Annotated in this window: 16 protein-coding genes and 1 pseudogene; 15 read left to right on the top strand and 2 right to left on the bottom strand. The window is 73.0% G+C overall.

Annotation, left to right across the window (positions count from 1 at the left end; all coding sequences use genetic code 11):
* Positions 1-47 precede the first annotated feature (47 nt).
* From ACPYOM_RS14550 to ACPYOM_RS14510, 9 genes are all read left to right on the top strand, one after another.
* Entirely contained in the window at positions 48-1580 is a 1533-nt protein-coding gene (locus ACPYOM_RS14550) for an NAD-dependent succinate-semialdehyde dehydrogenase (protein WP_481346503.1), read from the top strand.
* Positions 1581-1698: 118 nt separating this feature from the next.
* The gene (locus ACPYOM_RS14545; protein ID WP_481341305.1) at positions 1699-2724 is read left to right on the top strand and encodes a DnaB-like helicase C-terminal domain-containing protein; all 1026 of its coding nucleotides are present in this window, start codon (positions 1699-1701) and stop codon (positions 2722-2724) included.
* Between the two features lie 9 nt (positions 2725-2733).
* Complete coding sequence (locus tag ACPYOM_RS14540) at positions 2734-4077, top strand: hypothetical protein (RefSeq protein ID WP_481346502.1); 1344 nt, start codon at positions 2734-2736, stop codon at positions 4075-4077.
* Positions 4078-4127: 50 nt separating this feature from the next.
* Entirely contained in the window at positions 4128-4649 is a 522-nt protein-coding gene (locus tag ACPYOM_RS14535; RefSeq protein ID WP_481346501.1) for a pyridoxamine 5'-phosphate oxidase family protein, read from the top strand.
* A gap of 64 nt (positions 4650-4713) precedes the next feature.
* Positions 4714-5919: a 1-deoxy-D-xylulose-5-phosphate reductoisomerase gene (gene dxr / locus ACPYOM_RS14530; RefSeq protein ID WP_481346500.1), complete on the top strand. Its 1206-nt coding sequence runs from the start codon at positions 4714-4716 to the stop codon at positions 5917-5919.
* A gap of 55 nt (positions 5920-5974) precedes the next feature.
* Positions 5975-7321, top strand: coding sequence for a M50 family metallopeptidase (locus tag ACPYOM_RS14525; RefSeq protein ID WP_481341309.1), 1347 nt, complete (start codon positions 5975-5977; stop codon positions 7319-7321).
* 56 nt (positions 7322-7377) lie between these two features.
* Positions 7378-8538 carry a flavodoxin-dependent (E)-4-hydroxy-3-methylbut-2-enyl-diphosphate synthase gene (gene ispG / locus ACPYOM_RS14520; RefSeq protein WP_481341310.1) on the top strand — a complete coding sequence of 387 codons (1161 nt, stop codon included), beginning with the start codon at positions 7378-7380 and terminating at the stop codon, positions 8536-8538.
* Positions 8539-8540: 2 nt separating this feature from the next.
* The gene (locus ACPYOM_RS14515; protein ID WP_481346499.1) at positions 8541-9209 is read left to right on the top strand and encodes a nucleoside/nucleotide kinase family protein; all 669 of its coding nucleotides are present in this window, start codon (positions 8541-8543) and stop codon (positions 9207-9209) included.
* Positions 9210-9334: 125 nt separating this feature from the next.
* Entirely contained in the window at positions 9335-10180 is an 846-nt protein-coding gene (locus ACPYOM_RS14510) for a GNAT family N-acetyltransferase (RefSeq protein WP_481341312.1), read from the top strand.
* 15 nt (positions 10181-10195) lie between these two features.
* On the opposite strand, the gene ACPYOM_RS14505 is transcribed toward ACPYOM_RS14510, so the two are convergent.
* Both ACPYOM_RS14505 and ACPYOM_RS14500 read right to left on the bottom strand, forming a co-directional pair.
* On the bottom strand, positions 10196-11041 hold the full coding sequence (locus ACPYOM_RS14505) for a GNAT family N-acetyltransferase (protein ID WP_481346498.1): 846 nt from the start codon (positions 11039-11041) through the stop codon (positions 10196-10198).
* Between the two features lie 63 nt (positions 11042-11104).
* On the bottom strand, positions 11105-11908 hold the full coding sequence (locus tag ACPYOM_RS14500; protein ID WP_481346497.1) for a methyltransferase domain-containing protein: 804 nt from the start codon (positions 11906-11908) through the stop codon (positions 11105-11107).
* A gap of 156 nt (positions 11909-12064) precedes the next feature.
* On the opposite strand from ACPYOM_RS14500, the gene ACPYOM_RS14495 reads away from it, so the two are divergent.
* The 6 genes and pseudogenes from ACPYOM_RS14495 to ACPYOM_RS14470 all read left to right on the top strand — a co-directional run.
* Complete coding sequence (locus ACPYOM_RS14495; protein WP_481346496.1) at positions 12065-13843, top strand: proline--tRNA ligase; 1779 nt, start codon at positions 12065-12067, stop codon at positions 13841-13843.
* On the top strand, positions 13840-14625 hold the full coding sequence (locus ACPYOM_RS14490) for an HAD family hydrolase (protein ID WP_481341316.1): 786 nt from the start codon (positions 13840-13842) through the stop codon (positions 14623-14625). Before ACPYOM_RS14495 ends, ACPYOM_RS14490 begins: the two co-directional genes overlap by 4 nt.
* A complete protein-coding gene (locus tag ACPYOM_RS14485) occupies positions 14622-15404 on the top strand; it encodes a TSUP family transporter (protein WP_481346495.1) in 783 nt (260 codons plus the stop codon). The genes ACPYOM_RS14490 and ACPYOM_RS14485 overlap by 4 nt, the downstream gene beginning before the upstream one ends.
* A gap of 143 nt (positions 15405-15547) precedes the next feature.
* On the top strand, positions 15548-16993 hold the full coding sequence (locus ACPYOM_RS14480; RefSeq protein ID WP_481346494.1) for a ferredoxin reductase family protein: 1446 nt from the start codon (positions 15548-15550) through the stop codon (positions 16991-16993).
* 94 nt (positions 16994-17087) lie between these two features.
* Positions 17088-17570 carry an FMN-binding protein gene (locus ACPYOM_RS14475; RefSeq protein ID WP_481341319.1) on the top strand — a complete coding sequence of 161 codons (483 nt, stop codon included), beginning with the start codon at positions 17088-17090 and terminating at the stop codon, positions 17568-17570.
* A 40-nt stretch (positions 17571-17610) separates the two neighbouring features.
* Positions 17611-17856, top strand: a pseudogene (locus tag ACPYOM_RS14470) (FAD:protein FMN transferase); the annotation flags it as partial.

Below are 17856 nucleotides of genomic sequence, written 5' to 3'. Positions count from 1 at the left end.
CAACCCACGACCGAGAACCTGTCCCGCGGGGACCTAGGCTGAGGAGCATGGCACGCGTGACAGAGCAGTCAGGGACCACGACGTCCGAGCCGGCGGTGGCGCCGGCGTCCGAGTCTGCGTCCGAGTCTCCGTTCGAGTCGGTGGTCGAGGCGGTGCCCAAGGGGCTGTTCATCGGCGGGTCGTGGCGCGACAGCAGCAGCGGCGCCACCATCGCCGTCGACGACCCGGCCACCGGGCAGGTCATCGCCCGGGTGGCCGACGCGACGGTCGAGGACGGCCGGGCCGCGCTCGACGCCGCCGTCGCGGCGCAGGCGGAGTGGGCCCGCACCGCCCCCCGCGACCGCGGCGAGATCCTCCGCGACGCGTACGAGCGGATCGTCGCCCGCACCGACGAGTTCGCGGTGCTCATGACCCTCGAGATGGGCAAGACCCTCGCGGAGTCCCGGGGCGAGGTCGCCTACGGTGCCGAGTTCTTCCGGTGGTTCTCGGAGGAGGCGGTCCGGGTCTCGGGTCGCTGGTCGACCGCGCCCAACGGCGCGTCTCGTCTCATGACGATGAAGCAGCCGGTGGGCCCGACGCTCATGATCACGCCGTGGAACTTCCCGCTGGCGATGGGCACCCGCAAGATCGGCCCGGCGATCGCGGCCGGCTGCACCATGGTCGTCAAGCCCGCGAGCCAGACGCCGCTGACGATGCTCGCGCTGGCCGACCTGCTGCAGCAGTGCGGCGTGCCCGACGGCGTCCTCAACGTCGTCACGACGAGCCACACCGGCGAGGTCATGGAGCCGCTCATCCGCGACCCGCGGCTGCGCAAGCTGACCTTCACCGGCTCGACGCCGGTGGGTCGCACCCTCATCGAGCAGGCCGCCCAGGGCGTCCTGCGCGTGTCGATGGAGCTCGGCGGCAACGCACCGTTCCTCGTCTTCGCCGACGCCGACCTCGACAAGGCCGTCGACGGCGCGATGCTGGCCAAGATGCGCAACATCGGCGAGGCGTGCACGGCGGCCAACCGGTTCTACGTCCACGAGTCGCTCGCCGACGAGTTCTCGACGCGGCTCGCCGAGCGGATGGGCGCCCTGACCCTCGGTCACGGCACCGACGACGGGGTCGACGTCGGCCCGCTCGTCGACGAGAAGGCGCGGACCAAGGTGGGCGCCCTCGTCCAGGACGCCGTCGACAAGGGCGCCCGCGTCCTCACCGGCGGCTCCGCGCGCGAGGGTGCCGGCTGGTTCTACGAGCCGACGGTGCTCGCCGACGTGCCGACCGACGCCGACCTCTCCCGCGAGGAGATCTTCGGTCCGGTCGCACCGGTCACGTCCTTCGCCGACGACGACGAGGCGGTGCGCCTGGCCAACGACACCGAGTACGGCCTCGTCGCCTACCTGTTCACGCGCGACCTGTCCCGGGCCATCCGGGTCAGCGAGGAGCTCGAGTACGGCATGGTCGGCGTCAACCAGGGCATCGTGTCGAACCCGGCCGCGCCCTTCGGTGGCGTCAAGCAGTCGGGCGTCGGCCGCGAGGGCGGCTTCGAGGGCATCGAGGAGTACCTCGAGACCAAGTACGTCGGCATCGCGCTCTGACGCGCCCACGAGGGGCACGCGACCCACGCGCGCGACGACGCCGGGGCACCCGCGGGTGCCCCGGCGTCCTGCCCCAAAACGCGCTCACCGGCGGAGCTCCCGTGGTGCAATCGTGCGCATGGTCACCCCTGCTGGACACCGTGATGCCGGTTCGTTGCGCTCGCTCGACGCGCTGCTCACCGAGACCGACGAGGTGCTGCGCCGTGGCGGCGTCGCCGGTGCACAGGTGTGGCCCACCGCGTTCCCGGTGCTCGACGCGACGCTGACCGGGGGCTTCCGCGCCGGCGAGCTCGTCCTCCTCGGCGGTCCCGCCGGCCACGGCAAGACGACGCTCGGGCTCCAGCTGGCCCGCAACGCCGTGGCCGCGGGCGGTTCGGCCGTCGTCTTCTCCTACGAGCACGAGTCGTACACGCTCCTCGAGCGGCTCATCTCCATGGAGGCGGTGGAGGCCGTCGGCTCCTACGCCGGTGAGGTCGCCGGCGTCGTCGAGGTGCGGCGTGCGCTCGAGGTGGGCTCCGGTGGCGCATCGCTCGCGTCGGTCCTGGCCGACCTGCCCGGTGGCACGGCCGCCCACGAGGCCCTCGTCGGCTACGGCGACCGGCTCCACATCCACGAGTCCTCCGGCGCGACGACCTCCCTCGAGGAGGTCGCCGCCGTCATCGGACGCGTCACCCAGGCCACCGGCCAGGCGCCGTTCGTCCTGCTCGACTACATCCAGAAGGTCCCCGTCGACGGCGAGGACGAGAACGCCCGCGTCACCGCCGCGGCCGAGGGGCTCAAGGATCTCGCCCTCGCGGCCCGCGTCCCCATCGTCACCATCTCGGCCGCCGACAAGGAGGCCCTCGGCAGCGGCCACCGGATGCGCACCCACGACCTGCGCGGCTCCTCGGCGCTGGCCTACGAGGCCGACGTCGTGCTCATCGTCAACGACAAGGTCGACGTCGTCTCGCGCGAGCACCTCGTCTACGACCTCGGCAACATCCAGCGGTTCCGCGGCTGGACCGTCGTCAGCATCGAGAAGAACCGCCACGGTCGCTCGGGCGTCGAGCTGGAGTTCGCCAAGGACTTCGAGCACGGGCGCTTCGACCCGGCCGGCAAGGCCGTCACCGAGCGCCTCATCGACGAGCGCGTCTTCGTCTCCTGAGGCACTGCGGTGGGCTTCCTGCGCGGACTGCTGGGCGGCGGCGACGCGGAGGAGCCGGTCACCGTCGTGCTGCACGACGTCAGCCACCGCGTGTTCGTCGAGGCCGCGCCCGACGCCGTGTGGCAGGCGCTCGTCGCCCCCGCGCCCGCCGCCGCGCGCGGCGTCGACTGCGTGGGCCTCGTCGCGCTCCCGCGCCCGGAGCCGACCGGTCTGCCGGAGTTCGCCGGGGTCTGGCGGCGAGCAGACGGCCGCCTGTGGGCGGGCCTGTCGACCGTCGTCGACCTCGAGCCCGGGCGTCGCGTCGTCGCGCGGTCGGCCGACGGGGCCGTGGCGTTCGAGCTGACGACGACCGTGGAGCCGCTCGACCACGGCACCGTCGTGTCACAGGTGCTGGCCGGGCTGTCGCCGGACGACCCGCTCTCCGGGTTCGCCCGCAGCTGGCTCGCGCGAGGCCTCCTCGGCGTCAAGGCCGACGTCGAGGGTCGGCCGCGCGACGTGCCGGAGGCGACCGCAGCGACCGCATCCGACCCCTGGGCGGCCCACCACCCCGCCGGTCCGGGTCCCGACGGTCTCGGCGTGCCGGGCGTCCCCGGCGCGCTCGGGCCCGGAGGCGGAACCGCCGCCCCCGCAGGCACTCTCGCCCGGACGTCGGCGGTGCCGGCGTGGGTACCGGTGACGGCGTCCGCCGCCGTCGACCTCGCGCTGGGGGCCGACCAGGTCTGGTCGTTCCTGCTGGACCCGGGCTCGGAGCCGCTGCTGCGGCCCGACGTGGAACGCGTCGTCCGGCTCGAGCTCGCCGATGCGCCCGGGACCGAGCACGTCCTCGCCGTGCACCGTGCCGGGGACGGACGCCGTGCCGCGAGCCTGTCGGTCCTGGCCGTCACGCCGGATCGACGCCGGATCGTCGAACGCGACCTCGGCTCCCCCCGCGAGAGCGACGTCGAGACCGTCGTCGAGGACGCCGGCGTCGGTTGCCGCCTGACCGAGACCCTGACGACGTGGCTGCCGACGTCCCCGGGCAGCGCGCCGGACACGGCGGCCCTCACCGCCTTCCTGCAGGCCCGGCTCGAGACGGTCCGCACGCTCGTCGAGGCGGGCGTGGCTGCGCCCCGGGACCCCCGCACCGGTTTCCTGCCACCCTCCTCGCCGGACGCCGGCCCGGCATCCGACGTCGCACCCCATGCGGCACCCGGCGCCGCACCCGACGCCGTCCCGAGCGGACGCCCGAGCGTGCCGTCGAGCGTCCTGCTGCCTCCGCCGCACGTCGTCGCCCCGGCCCGCGCGTACGTCCCGACCCCCACGTGGTGGTGGGGCGACCTGGGCCTGCACACCCTCGACCTCGGCTGGTGGTGAGCACGCCGGGAGGCTCGGGTGCTGTCGGCGCCCGCCCGTACCGTCGGAGGATGGACGACACCGGCGCCGACCTCGACGCGCTGCAGGACCTTCTCGACCGCTCCCACGCGCGGGCCACGGGCCACCTGCGCGGCATCATCACCGACGAGCGCACCCTCACGGCCCGTCAGCTCGCCCAGCTGCTCACCGGCATGAGGGTGCTCAGCGTCGCCACGGTCACCGCCCGCGGCGAGCCGCGCATCAGTGCGCTCGACGGGCACTTCCTGCACGGCACCTGGACCTTCGGCACGAGCGGCTCGTCGGCCAAGGCGCGCCACCTCGAGCGGCGTCCTGCCGTCAGCGTCGCCCACGTCGACGGCGAGGAGCTCGCCCTCTTCAGCCACGGGTACGCCGAGCTCATCGCCCCGGGGCCCGAGCTCGATGCCGTCGACGCCCACTGGACGGCGCACTACGGGAGCAGTCCCTTCTCCTGGGGCGAGGACATCCGGTTGTACCGCCTGCGCATGACGTGGGCCGTCGCCTACGCGTCCGACCGCGACGAGCTGCTGCGCTCGCGCGGCGTCTCGGCCTGACCACCCCCGCGCGCTGCCGGCCGCGGTTGCACGGGCGCGGGGGCCGGTGAGGAACAATGCCCGGGTGACCGACGCCGCCGCCGCCCGCCCCCGCCGGATCGTCCTGCTCGGATCGACCGGCTCGATCGGCACCCAGGCCATCGACATCGTCCGCCGCAACCCGGACCGGTTCGAGGTCGTCGGTCTGTCCGCGGGTTCCAACCTCGCCCTCGTCGCCGAGCAGGCCGTGGCGCTGCGCGTGCCCGCCGTCGCGGCAGCATCCGGCAGCGTCGCGGACCTCGAGGCGGCGGTCAGGGCGGCGGCCGACCGGTCGGGCGTCACCGCGTACGAGCCCGAGCTGCTCGTCGGCGCCGACGCGAGCACCGTCCTCGCCGGGCGCGAGGCCGACGTCGTCGTCAACGGCATCACCGGCGCCATCGGGCTCGAGCCGACGCTGGCCGCGCTGCGCGCGGGCACGACGCTCGCGCTGGCCAACAAGGAGTCGCTCATCATCGGCGGACCTCTGGTCAAGGCGCTCGCCGCCCCGGGACAGATCGTCCCCGTCGACAGCGAGCACTCGGCCATCGCCCAGGCCCTGCGCGGGGGACGCGCCGACGAGGTACGACGTCTCGTCGTCACCGCGAGCGGCGGTCCGTTCCGGGGCCGCTCCCGCGCCGAGCTGGCCGACGTGACGCCCGAGCAGGCCCTCGCCCACCCGAACTTCGCCATGGGCCGGGTCATCACGACGAACTCGGCGACGCTCGTCAACAAGGGACTGGAGGTCATCGAGGCGCACCTGCTCTTCGACGTCCCGTTCGAGGCGATCGAGGTCGTCGTGCACCCGCAGCAGATGATCCACTCCATGGTGGAGTTCGTCGACGGCTCGACGATCGCCCAGGCCGGCCCGCCGAGGATGCTCGTCCCCATCGCGCTCGGCCTGAGCTGGCCCGAGCGCGTCCCCGACGTCGACGTGCCGTGCGACTGGTCGAGCGCCCAGTCGTGGGAGTTCGAGCCGCTCGACGACGACGCGTTCCCGGCCGTGGCGCTCGCGCGCCGCGTCGGTGCCTCCGGCGGCACGTGGCCGGCGGTCTACAACGCCGCGAACGAGGTCGCCGTGGACGCCTTCCACGACGGCCGCATCGGGTTCGTCGACATCGTCGACACCGTCGCCCGGGTCGTCGACGCGTACGCCGACGAGCCCGCCTCCCGCGCCTGGGATCTCACGCTCGCCGACGTCCTCGCCGCCGACGCCTGGGCCCGCCAGGCTGCCGAGGCGTCGATCGCCCCCTGACCCACGCTGGCCACGCCGGCGGGTGTGCATCGATCGCGGGGTGTGAGAATGGGTCATGCTCTTCGTGCTGGGGGTCCTCGTCGTCGTGGTGGGCGTCGCCCTGTCCATCGCCCTGCACGAGATCGGCCACCTCGTGCCGGCCAAGAGGTTCGGCGTCAAGGTGACCCAGTACATGGTCGGGTTCGGCCCCACGGTGTGGTCGCGGCGCCGAGGTGAGACCGAGTACGGCATCAAGGCGATCCCGCTCGGGGGCTACGTCCGGATGATCGGGATGCTGCCCCCGCGTCCAGGAGACGCGCCCGGTCAGCTGCGCAGCGTCTCCACCGGCCGGTTCAGCCAGCTGGTCGACCAGGCCCGTGCGGACTCGCTCGAGGAGGTGCAGCCCGGTGACGAGGACCGTGTCTTCTACCGGTTGAGCCCCGGCAGGAAGATCGTCATCATGCTCGGCGGGCCGGTCATGAACCTGCTCATCGCGTTCGTCCTCATCACGGGCGTCATCACCCTCTACGGACTGCCGCAGGTCGCCCCGAAGGTCGGGCGGGTCGCGCAGTGCGTGCCGACCACGGTCCCGACGGTGCAGGACCCGCAGCCGGCGTGCGCGGCCGGCGACCCGAAGGCACCGTCGGCGACGGCCGGCCTCCAGCCGGACGACCGGGTGCTGTCCATCGACGGCGCGACGGTCACGTCGTGGGACCAGGTGTCGGCCGCGATCCGGGACCACGCGGGGACGCCGATGACGTGGGTCGTCCAACGAGGCGGCCGGACCGTCGAGGTCACGATCACCCCGGCCCGGCTCGAGCGCGCCACCTACGACGCCGAGTACAAGCCGGTCGTGCGCGACGGCAAGCTCGTCCTCGCCCCGATGGGGTACGCGGGAATCGTGCCCGGCCAGGACCTCGTGCGGACGCCGCTGGTCGAGGCGCCGGGCTACGTGTGGCAGCGCGTCCTCGACACCGCTGGCATCGTCGTGCAGATCCCGCAGAAGATGGCCGGCGTGGTCCAGGCGGCGTTCGGGTCGGGCGAGCGCGACCCGAACGGTCCCATCTCGGTCGTCGGTGTCAGCCGCCTCGGTGGGGAGGTCGCCGCCGTCGACATCCCCGACTCCCAGGGCGGCAACTGGGTCAAGCTGGCCCAGCTCGTCCTGCTCATCGCATCGCTCAACCTGGCCCTGTTCGTCTTCAACCTCATCCCGCTGCTCCCGCTCGACGGCGGGCACGTCGCGGGTGCCCTGTGGGAGGCGGTCAGGAAGGGCTGGGCGCGGCTGCGCCACCGGCCGGACCCGGGCTACGTCGACGTCGCCAAGGGGCTGCCCATCGCCTACGGCATGAGCCTCGTGCTCATCACGATGTCGGTCCTGCTCATCTACGCCGACATCGTCAAGCCGATCAGCCTCTTCGGCTGAACCGGGGCGCAGGAGCGCCGGCGGGCGAGCCGTCCCGTCGAGACATAATGGGCGGCATGAGCGTCTCCCTCGGCATGCCCTCCGCGCCCCCGCCGGTCCTCGCGCCCCGGCGCCGGACCCGCCAGATCCAGGTCGGCAAGGTGGGCGTCGGGTCCGACTTCCCGATCTCGGTGCAGTCGATGACGACGACCCCGACGACCGACATCAACGCGACGCTCCAGCAGATCGCCGAGCTCACGGCCGCGGGCTGCGACATCGTGCGGGTGGCGTGCCCGAGCCAGGACGACGCCGACGCGCTGCCGGCCATCGCGCGCAAGAGCCAGATCCCCGTCATCGCCGACATCCACTTCCAGCCGAAGTACGTCTTCGCTGCGATCGACGCCGGTTGCGCGGCCGTGCGCGTCAACCCCGGCAACATCCGCCAGTTCGACGACAAGGTCAAGGAGATCGCCGACGCCGCCAAGGCCGCCGGTGTCTCCCTGCGCATCGGCGTCAACGCCGGCTCGCTCGACCGGCGTCTGCTCGAGAAGTACGGCAAGCCGACGCCGGAGGCCCTCGTGGAGTCCGCGGTCTGGGAGGCCAGCCTCTTCGAGGAGCACGACTTCCACGACTTCAAGATCTCGGTCAAGCACAACGACCCCGTCGTCATGGTCCGCGCCTACGAGCTGCTCGCCGAGCGCGGGGACTGGCCGCTGCACCTGGGTGTCACCGAGGCGGGTCCCGCGTTCCAGGGCACGATCAAGTCCGCCACGGCGTTCGGGGCGCTGTTGTCCAAGGGAATCGGCGACACCATCCGGGTCTCGCTCTCCGCGCCGCCGGTCGAGGAGGTCAAGGTCGGCAACCAGATCCTGCAGAGCCTCAACCTCAAGCCGCGCAAGCTCGAGATCGTCTCGTGCCCGTCGTGCGGCCGCGCCCAGGTCGACGTCTACACGCTCGCCGACCAGGTCACCGCCGGCCTCGAGGGCATGACGGTCCCGCTGCGTGTGGCCGTCATGGGCTGCGTCGTCAACGGCCCCGGGGAGGCTCGCGAGGCCGACCTCGGGGTGGCGAGCGGCAACGGCAAGGGCCAGATCTTCGTCAAGGGCGAGGTCATCAAGACCGTCCCCGAGAGCCAGATCGTCGAGACGCTCATCGAGGAGGCCATGCGCATCGCCGAGGAGATGGGGGAGCCGGTCGACGACGACGCCGCCGGCAGCCCCAGCGTCACCGTCGGCTGACCATGCGCCCACCCGTCGCGACGTCGGGACGCCTCGCCGTCGTGCGCGCGCTCGCCGACGAGCTGGTCGCCCTGCGGCCGGGGCGACGCGTCGCGGTGGCCGTCGACGGCGTCGACGGCGCCGGCAAGACCGTCCTCGCCGACCAGCTCGCGGACGTCGTCGGGGCTCGGCGTGACGTGCTGCGGGTGTCGGTCGACGGCTTCCACCGTCCGCGTGCCGACCGCGTCGCGCGCGGGCGCGGCCCGGAGACCTTCTACGAGGACTCCTACGACTACGCCGCGTTCCGACGCGTCGTCCTCGAGCCGTTCCGGGGCGGGCAGCCGGTGACGCCGGCGGTCCACGACGTCGCCCGCGACGAACCCGTCGCGCCCCCGCCGGTGCCGGTGGGCCCGGACACCCTGCTGCTCGTCGACGGCATCTTCCTCCAGCGTCCGCAGCTCGCCGGGTCGTGGGATGCCGTCGTCTTCGTCGACGTGCCCTTCGCGGTGTCGGTGCCGCGCGGCAACGCCCGCCTCGGCACCGAGCACGACGCGGATCCCGAGGCCCCGTCGAACCACCGGTACGTCGGAGGGCAGCGGCTCTACCTCGCGCAGGCGCGGCCGCGCGAGTGTGCGACGTGGGTACTCGACAACACCGACCTCGACGCGCCGGTCCTGCACCGCAACCCCTGACGACAACCCTGACGACAACCCTGACGACGCCGCCAGTCGGGCGTGCTCGCCGGTGCAGGTCACGAAGGCGTTGCCGGTCGCGTGCCGTAGGTGACAACGGGCTCACGTGCCGTCACTCTTGGGAGGTGCTCCGCCAACGCCTCCCCGTGCGGTCGCTGTCGACCGCGGACCGCGACGCGGCCCTCGCGCTGTGCGCGCGCGACCGGGTGGCCAACGTGTTCGTCGCCGCCCGCATCCTCGAGGGCAGCATCGCGGCGGCGCCGGGCTCGCTCATCGGGCACGTCGAGGCCGGCGACCTCGCCGGGTTGGCGTGGGTCAGCGCCAACGTCGTGCCCGTCGAGCTCGACGAGGCGGGCGTCACGGCCATCGCCGCGCGGATCATGCGGATGCGTCGCCAGTGCGCCTCGATCTTCGGTCCGAGCGAGCAGGTCGTCGGCCTGTGGGACCGGCTCGGTCCGACGTGGGGGCCGGTGCGGGCCATCCGGACCCACCAGCCGCTGCTCGCCACCTCGACCCGCCCGTCCGCCCTCGGCCTCGACCTGGACGAGCACGTGCGTCCGGCCTCCCTCGACGAGGTCGACCTCGTCGTGCCGGCGGCCGCGCACATGTTCACCGAGGAGATCGGCTACCCGCCCTACCACGGTTCCGACCGGGGCTACCGGGCGAGCATCGCAGCGCTCGTCCGTCAGGGTCACACGTTCGTCAAGGTCGAGGACGGCGAGGTGGTCTTCAAGGCCGACGTCGGCTCGCTCGCGCTCGGCTGTGCGCAGGTGCAGGGCGTCTGGCTGCACCCGCGGCTGCGCGGCCGCGGCCTCGCGGTCCCGGCGATGGCGGCGGTCGTCGAGCAGGTGCTCACCCATCGCGCCGAGGAGGTCTCGCTCTACGTCAACGACTTCAACGTCGCGGCCCGGGCCACCTACGACCGGTGCGGGTTCCACGAGGTCGGCGCGTTCACGACCGTCCTGCTCTGACGCCGCGCGGGACGGTCAGGCCGTGAAGGTGATGCTCACGGCGTCACCGACCCGTCGGTACCCCATCGCCTGGTAGATGGCGTTGGAGGTCGGGTTGGCGAGGTCGGTGAAGAGCATGCACGCCTCACCGGCATCGTGGCGCTCGTTCGACAGGGCGGCGACGACCCCGCTGGCGTACCCGCGGCCCCGCAGCCCGGGTGGGGTCCACACCCCGGAGATGCGTGTCAGCCCGCCGCTCGCCGGCGAGGCGTACGCCATCGAGACGGGCTCGCCGCCGCCGTCCACCCAGAGTCCGACCCGGCCCGCCGCGACGGTGTCGACGAGGGGCAGGGCGGCCCGGCCACCACCCTCGATGGCGTCGACGAAGTCCTGGTGCCACGCGTCGACGAGCGGCAGGTCGGCCGCGGTGGCCCGACGGAAGGCGCCCGGCACCTCGAAGGGCACGACGGCGCGGTCAGGCAGCAGGAAGCGGCCGACCTCCATCGTCGTGCGGGCCGTGCTGCCGGTCAGCCGTGACCACTCGTCGGCGAAGGCCTCGGCGGGTGCGCGCAGTCCGCCGACGCCCGGCAGGTGGTCGCCCTGCCCGGCCAGACTGGCCGCCAGGGCCCGCGCGCCGTCCGGCGTGGCGAACGCGACGTGCAGCGGGTGCGGCGGAGTGTGCATGTAGGCGGCGACGACGTTGGTGCCCTCGTGACCTGCCCACCAGCGCGCGCCGGGGTGCAGCGTCGGGTCGTGCAGGACCCGCGCGATGACGCTCGCGACGACGCTGAGGGCTTGCGGCTCGCGGTCGACCAGGTCGGCGAACCACGACCCGGCCTCAACAGGGTCGGAGGTCACGTGGACGGTCCGGGGCGCTGGCATGGGCCCAATCTGGCAGACGGCGGTCCGGGACCGCCCGCCTTTTCGCGGCGTGGCGGCCCGGGGTCACACGACGTGGGCCACGACCTCGGCATGGGTCATCGCGAACCACGCATCGGGGTGGCGCGACCACGTCAGCCACGCGTCGCGCATGGCCTCGAGGTCGGCGCGCGTGGCGAGGCCGCGCTCGAGCGCCTGGGTGGCGAAGGTCGAGTCGACGACGCGTCGGGCCCACACCCCGCCCCACCAGGCGCACTGCTCCGGCACGGCATACGTCCACAACGAGGCCGACGGCGTCAGGTGGGTCAGCCCGGCGGCGTGCGCCCACGCGACGAGGTGCCGGCCCGCGTCGGGCTCGGCGTGGTTGAGCCGCGCGAGCTGCCGGTAGACCTCGAGCCAGTGCGTCATGCCCTGGGAGGCCGGGTGCCAGACCATGGACGCGTAGTCGACGTCGCGCACCGCGACGACGCCTCCCGGACGCGTGACGCGCGCCATCTCCCGCAGGGCACCGACCGGGTCGGTCAGGTGCTGGAGCACCTGGTGCGCGTGCGTGACGTCGAAGGCCGCGTCAGGGTGAGGGAGGGCGGTGGCGTCGGCCAGCTCGAACCGGGTCCGCACGTCGCCCCGGGCGGCGGCGTGGCGGCGGGCCTCGACGAGCGGGCCCTCGGCGTTCTCGACGCCGACGACGACGCCCGGGGCGACGGCCGCAGCGAGGTCGAGGGTGATGGTCCCCGGACCGCAGCCGACGTCGAGGAGGGACAGGCCGGCGCGCAGGTGCGGGAGGAGGTAGGCCGCGGAGTCGGCGGCGGTCCGCGCCCCGTGGGAGGCGAGGACGCTCGGGTGGTGCCCGTGCAGGTAGACGTCGGCCATGACCGGACGCTACCGGCGCCCGGTCGTGGTGGCGCCCATGTCTCACGGTCCCGGGCCGGGGCGTGGCGAAACGGGGGCGAAGCGTCCGCCGGGCGACCGATATCCTTCCGGGGTTCACCCGCGCTCACCCCGAGCGACGCACCCGAAGGAGTCCCGGTGGCCCTGCACATGTCGTCCCTGTTCCTGCGAACCCTTCGCGAGGACCCGGCGGACGCAGAGGTCCCGAGCCACCGGCTGCTCGTGCGTGCCGGCTACGTGCGCCGCGTCAGCCCCGGTGTCTACACGTGGCTGCCGCTCGGCCTGCGCGTGCTGCGCAACGTCGAGCGGATCGTCCGCGAGGAGATGGACGCGATCGGCTCGCAGGAGCTGCTCTTCCCGGCGCTGCTGCCCAAGGAGCCCTTCGAGGCGAGCGGCCGCTGGACCGAGTACGGCGACAACATCTTCCGCCTGCAGGACCGCAAGGGTGCCGACCACCTGCTCGGCCCGACGCACGAGGAGATGTTCACCCTCGCGGTCAAGGACCTCTTCAGCTCCTACAAGGACCTGCCCCTGTCGATCTACCAGATCCAGACGAAGTACCGCGACGAGGCCCGGCCGCGCGCAGGCGTGCTCCGCGGTCGCGAGTTCGTCATGAAGGACTCCTACTCCTTCGACATCGACGCCGCCGGTCTCGACAAGAGCTACCAGGCGCACCGCGAGGCGTACGTCCGCATCTTCGACCGGCTCGGCTTCCACTACGTCATCGTCGAGGCGATGGCCGGTGCGATGGGCGGCAGCAGGAGCGAGGAGTTCCTCGCGACAGCCGAGGTCGGCGAGGACACCTACGTCCACTGCACGAGCTGCGGGTACGCCGCCAACGTCGAGGCCGTCAAGGTGCCCGCCCCCAGCCCGGTCGGGTGGGAGGGTGTTCCTGCCGCGCACGTCGAGGACACCCCCGACACGCCGACGATCGCGACCCTCGTCGACCTCCTCAACGAGCGGTTCCCGCGCGAGGACCGCCCTTGGACGGCCGGTGACACGCTGAAGAACGTCGTCGTCATGCTCAAGCACCCCGACGGCACGCGCGAGCCGCTCGCCATCGGTGTTCCGGGGGACCGCGAGGTCGACGAGAAGCGCCTCGGCGCGCAGGTCGAGCCGGCCGAGCTCGACGCGTTCACCGAGGCCGACTTCGCCGAGCACCCCGGTCTCGTCAAGGGCTACATCGGTCCGGGCGCGCTCGGTCTCGAGGGCACGACCGGCATCCGCATGCTGCTCGACCCGCGGGTGTCGGAGGGCACCCGCTGGGTCACCGGCGCCAACGAGCCGGGCCGCCACGTCCTCGACCTCGTCGTCGGCCGCGACTTCACCGGCGACGGCACGATCGAGGCGGCCGAGGTGCGCTTCGGCGACCCCTGCCCCAACTGCGACCACGTGCTGGAGGGGGCCCGCGGCATCGAGATGGGCCACGTCTTCCAGCTCGGGACGAAGTACGCCGAGGCGCTGGACCTCAAGGTGCTCGACCAGAACGGCAAGCTCGTCACGGTCGTCATGGGCTCCTACGGTGTGGGCGTGAGCCGCGCCGTGGCCTGCGTCGTCGAGGGCAACCACGACGAGGCGGGGATCATCTGGCCGCGCGAGCTCGCCCCGGCCGACGTGCACGTCGTCGTCGCAGGCAAGGACGAGGCGATGTTCGTCAAGGCCGAGGAGGTCGCTCGCGAGCTCGAGGTCCAGGGCCTGTCGGTGCTCGTCGACGACCGCAGGGGTGTCAGCCCCGGCGTGAAGTTCAAGGACTCCGAGCTCATCGGGATACCCACGATCCTCGTCATCGGCCGGGGCCTCGCCGCCGGCGTCGTCGAGATCAAGGACCGCCGCTCGGGCGAGCGCCGCGAGGTGGCCGTCGACGACGTCGTCGCCGCCCTGACCGCCGAGGTGACCGCGGAGGTCGAGCGCTCGTGACCCCGTCCCGACGTCCGGTCGAGGCTGTCGTCTTCGACTGGGGTGGCACGCTGACGCCCTGGCACGAGGTCGACCTGCCGCAGCAGTGGCGGGTGTTCGCCCGCACCGTGCACGGCCTGCCCGTCGACGACCCCGACATGCCCGTCGAGGACCTCGCCGAGGCCGACTCCCTCGCCCGGCGCATCCACGAGGCCGAGGAGCGGGCCTGGCGTCGCGGCCGGCAGAGCCACGAGAGCGCGTCGATCGCGGCGATCCTCGAGGAGGCGGGCGTCGACCCCGCGCACGACCGGCACCACCTCGCGCTGGCGGCGTACCAGCGCTTCTGGGAGCCGCACACGCACACCGACGCGCAGGTGCGCCCGTTGTGGGAGTCGTTGCGTCGCAAGGGAATCCGCGTCGGCGTGCTCTCCAACACCATCTGGAGCCGCGAGTACCACCGGGAGGTCTTCGCCCGCGACGGCGTGCTCGACCTGCTCGACGCAGACGTCTACTCCTCGGAGATCCACGTCGTCAAACCGCACCCGGACGCGTTCCGCACCGTGTGCGCGGCGCTCGACGTGGAGCCCGAGAACGCCGTCTACGTCGGTGACCGGCTCTTCGAGGACGTCCACGGACCCCACCAGGTCGGCATGCGGGCGATCCTCGTGCCGCACTCGGACATCCCTGCGGGACAGCGCATGCCGGTCGACGCCAGGCCCGACGCCGTCGCCCACGAGCTGCTCGACGTCGCCGGCATCGTCGCGCTCTGGAACCACCAGGTCGCGGACGGCGACGAGGCGTGAGCGACCCGACGCTCACCACCCTCGTCTTCCTCGGCCTCGCGGCCTTCGCCGCGGGCTGGATCGACGCCGTCGTCGGGGGTGGCGGGCTCGTGCAGCTGCCGGCGCTCCTCGTCGGGCTTCCCGCGGCGAGCCCGGCCCAGCTGCTCGCGACGAACAAGTTCGGCTCGATCTTCGGCACCGCCACGAGCTCGGTGACCTACTACCGACGCGTGCGGCCCGACCTGCGCACGGCCCTTCCCATGGCGGCGGTGGCCTACCTCGGGTCCATCGGCGGTGCCCTCATCGGGCTGCACATCCCGAAGTCGGCCTTCAACCCGATCATCCTCGTGCTGCTCTTCCTCGTCGGCGCGTACACCCTGCTGCGGCCCGACCTCGGCAAGGAGTCCATCCGCCGCTTCCACGGCGCGCGGCACACCGTCCTCGCGATGCTGACCGGCTTCGTCATCGGTGCCTACGACGGCGCCCTGGGCCCGGGCACCGGCAGCTTCCTCGTCTTCGCACTCGTCGGGCTGCTCGGGTACAACTTCCTCGAGGCGAGCGCCAAGGCCAAGATCGCCAACTTCGCGACCAACCTCGGTGCGCTCACGGTCTTCGCCCCCATGGGTCTGGTGCTCTACCAGGTCGGTGCGGTCATCGCGGCGGCCAACCTGCTCGGGGGCTATGTCGGCGCCCGGACCGCGGTGGCGCGGGGAAGCGGGTTCGTCCGGGTCGTGTTCGTCGTCATCGTCGTCGCGTTCATCGTCCGGATCGGCGGCAGCCTGCTCGGCCTCTGGGCCTGAGCGCGTCCGTTCCCGTCCTCCGGCGGCCTTCCCGGCCACCTCTGGGCCCCGTCGCGGTCGACGCCGGGGGAGCGCGCCGACCTCACACTCGGGTGCTGTGTGTGCCACAGGCGACGCACAGCGCGCATCGTGAAGGTTCGACCATGAGCGCAGCCACGATCGCCGAGACCCCGCGCCGGAGGCCCGTCACCGCGGACGGTCCGCCCGCCGGCCCCGGGTCCGTGCGGCCGTGGAGGGGACGGACGCCGCGGTGGTGGCGCGATGCGTCCGGCGCCGTCGCGTGGGCACTGGTGCTGTTCGTCGTGGCCCTCTGGGTGGCCGGCGGCGGTCTCACGGCCTTCGGGACGCTCGGGGACGCCCTGACGAACGTCGGACGGCTGTGCGGGCTGCTGGCATCCGTGCTCATCCTGCTCCAGGTCCTCCTCATGGCACGCATCCCGACCGTCGAGCAGGCGTGGGGCCAGGACGAGCTCGCGCGGGTGCACCGCCTCGTCGGGTTCACCTCGTTCAACCTCATGCTCGCCCACATCGGCCTGACGATCCTCGGCTACGACCAGGGCACCGGGCTCGGTGTCGTCGGCACGTTCCTCGACGAGGTCCTCAACTCGCCGGGGATGCTCCTCGCCCTCGCGGGGGCCGTCGCGCTCGTCATGGTCGTCGTCACCTCCGTCCGGGCGGCGCGCCGACGCCTCCGCTACGAGTCGTGGCACCTGCTGCACCTCTACGCCTACCTCGGCGCGGGCCTGGCCCTGCCGCACCAGCTCTGGACCGGCCAGGACTTCCGGGCCAGTCCGGTGGCCACCGTCTTCTGGTGGGGTCTGTACGCCGCCTCGCTCGTCGCCGTCGTCGTCTTCCGCGTGGGGCTGCCCCTGCTCCGCTCGTGCCGCCACCGGCTCGTCGTCACCGGCGTCGTCGCCGAGTCGCCGACCGTCACCTCGGTCACCGTCGCCGGGCGCGACCTGCACAGGCTGCCGGTCCGCGCCGGCCAGTTCTTCCAGTGGCGCTTCCTCGACGGCCCCGGTTGGACGCGCGCCAACCCCTACAGCCTCTCGGCCGCCCCCGACGGGCGCTCGCTGCGCATCACGGCGGCCGCCGTCGGCGACGGCAGCAGCCGCCTTGCCGCGCTGCGCCCGGGCACCCGCGTCCTCGTCGAAGGACCGTACGGACGCCTCCATGCCGGCGTCCGCACCCGCGACAAGGCGCTCCTCGTCGGCGCCGGCATCGGCATCACGCCGTTGCGGGCCCTCCTCGAGGAGCTCCCGGCCGGCCCGGATGCCACGGTGGTGGTCTACCGCGTGTCGCGGGAGTCCGACATCGTCCTGGCCGACGAGCTGCTCGCCCTCGCCCGGGACAGGGGAGCGCGCGTCGTCGCCGTCATCGGCCCGCGGGCACCGGGCCGCCCGAGCTGGCTGCCGGCGGATGCCGCCCACCTCACCGACGCCGAGGCCCTGCTCAGCATCGTGCCCGACGTCGCGGACCGCGACGTGTACGTCTGCGGCAACCAGCACTGGATGGACCTCGTCGTCGACGCGGCCCGCGCCGCGGGCGTGGCTGCCGACGCCATCCACCACGAGCGCTTCGGCTACTGACCCGCCGACGCCCTCCCGAAACCCCGCTCCCGAGACCCTCCCGACGCCGACGGCACCGGGCGAGGGCAGGCAACCCCACGAAACGAGACCAGCCATGAGACGCATCGTCATCTGGGCCATGAGCACGCTGACCGTGCTCGTGCTGCTCTTCAGCCACGGCACCTCGCGGTCCTCCACGCCGGTCGCCACGGCCGAGACCCGTCAGGCTGCCTCGACCGCCCCGACCGCCCCGACCGCCGATCAGCAGACGACGACCTCGAGCGGGTCCTCAACCTCCTCGAGCGGCTCGTCGACCTCGGCGTCGACGACGTACGACGGTGATGCGGTCGGCACCCGGTACGGCGATGTCCAGGTCCGGATCACCGTCGAGGACGGCCGGATCACCGCCGTCGACGTCCTGCAGGTGCCCTCCACCGACCGGCACGACCAGATGATCAACTCCCAGGCCGTGCCGGTCTACGACAGCGAGGCGGTGCAGGCCCAGTCGGCGCAGATCGACGTGGTCTCCGGTGCCACGGTCACGTGGGAGGGCTACACGCAGTCGCTCCAGTCGGCGATCGACAAGGCCAACCTGTGACCGCCGCGGGCGGCCGAGGCGCCGGGACGAGGAGGACGATGTGACCGTGGACGCGGTGCGACGGACGGCCCCGGCCCGCCGGGCCTGGGTCGAGCACGTCATGGGGATGCCGATGAGCATCCACCTGCGTGGTGGCGACGTGGAGGGGCCGGCGGCCGAGTCCGCGGTCGCAACGGCCTACGCCGTGCTGCGCGAGATGGACGCGATCTTCTCCACCTACCGCGAGGACTCGGACCTCCTGAGGCTGCGTCGTGAGGAGATCGAGCTGTCCGAGGCGAGCCCACGC

This window comes from Monashia sp. HAY1-2A (assembly GCF_056755315.1).
This window is presented reverse-complemented; position numbering and strand designations above follow the sequence as displayed.

Excerpts from the sequence above, each read along its gene's own strand:
- ACPYOM_RS14525 (WP_481341309.1), top strand. The coding sequence starts at position 5,975 with ATGCTCTTCGTGCTGGGGGTCCTCGTCGTCGTGGTGGGCGTCGCCCTG.
- ACPYOM_RS14515 (WP_481346499.1), top strand. The coding sequence starts at position 8,541 with ATGCGCCCACCCGTCGCGACGTCGGGACGCCTCGCCGTCGTGCGCGCG.
- ACPYOM_RS14480 (WP_481346494.1), top strand. The coding sequence starts at position 15,548 with ATGAGCGCAGCCACGATCGCCGAGACCCCGCGCCGGAGGCCCGTCACC.
- ACPYOM_RS14535 (WP_481346501.1), top strand. The coding sequence starts at position 4,128 with ATGGACGACACCGGCGCCGACCTCGACGCGCTGCAGGACCTTCTCGAC.
- ACPYOM_RS14550 (WP_481346503.1), top strand. The coding sequence starts at position 48 with ATGGCACGCGTGACAGAGCAGTCAGGGACCACGACGTCCGAGCCGGCG.
- ACPYOM_RS14505 (WP_481346498.1), bottom strand. The coding sequence starts at position 11,041 with ATGCCAGCGCCCCGGACCGTCCACGTGACCTCCGACCCTGTTGAGGCC.
- ACPYOM_RS14545 (WP_481341305.1), top strand. The coding sequence starts at position 1,699 with ATGGTCACCCCTGCTGGACACCGTGATGCCGGTTCGTTGCGCTCGCTC.
- ispG (WP_481341310.1), top strand. The coding sequence starts at position 7,378 with ATGAGCGTCTCCCTCGGCATGCCCTCCGCGCCCCCGCCGGTCCTCGCG.
- ACPYOM_RS14475 (WP_481341319.1), top strand. The coding sequence starts at position 17,088 with ATGAGACGCATCGTCATCTGGGCCATGAGCACGCTGACCGTGCTCGTG.
- ACPYOM_RS14500 (WP_481346497.1), bottom strand. The coding sequence starts at position 11,908 with ATGGCCGACGTCTACCTGCACGGGCACCACCCGAGCGTCCTCGCCTCC.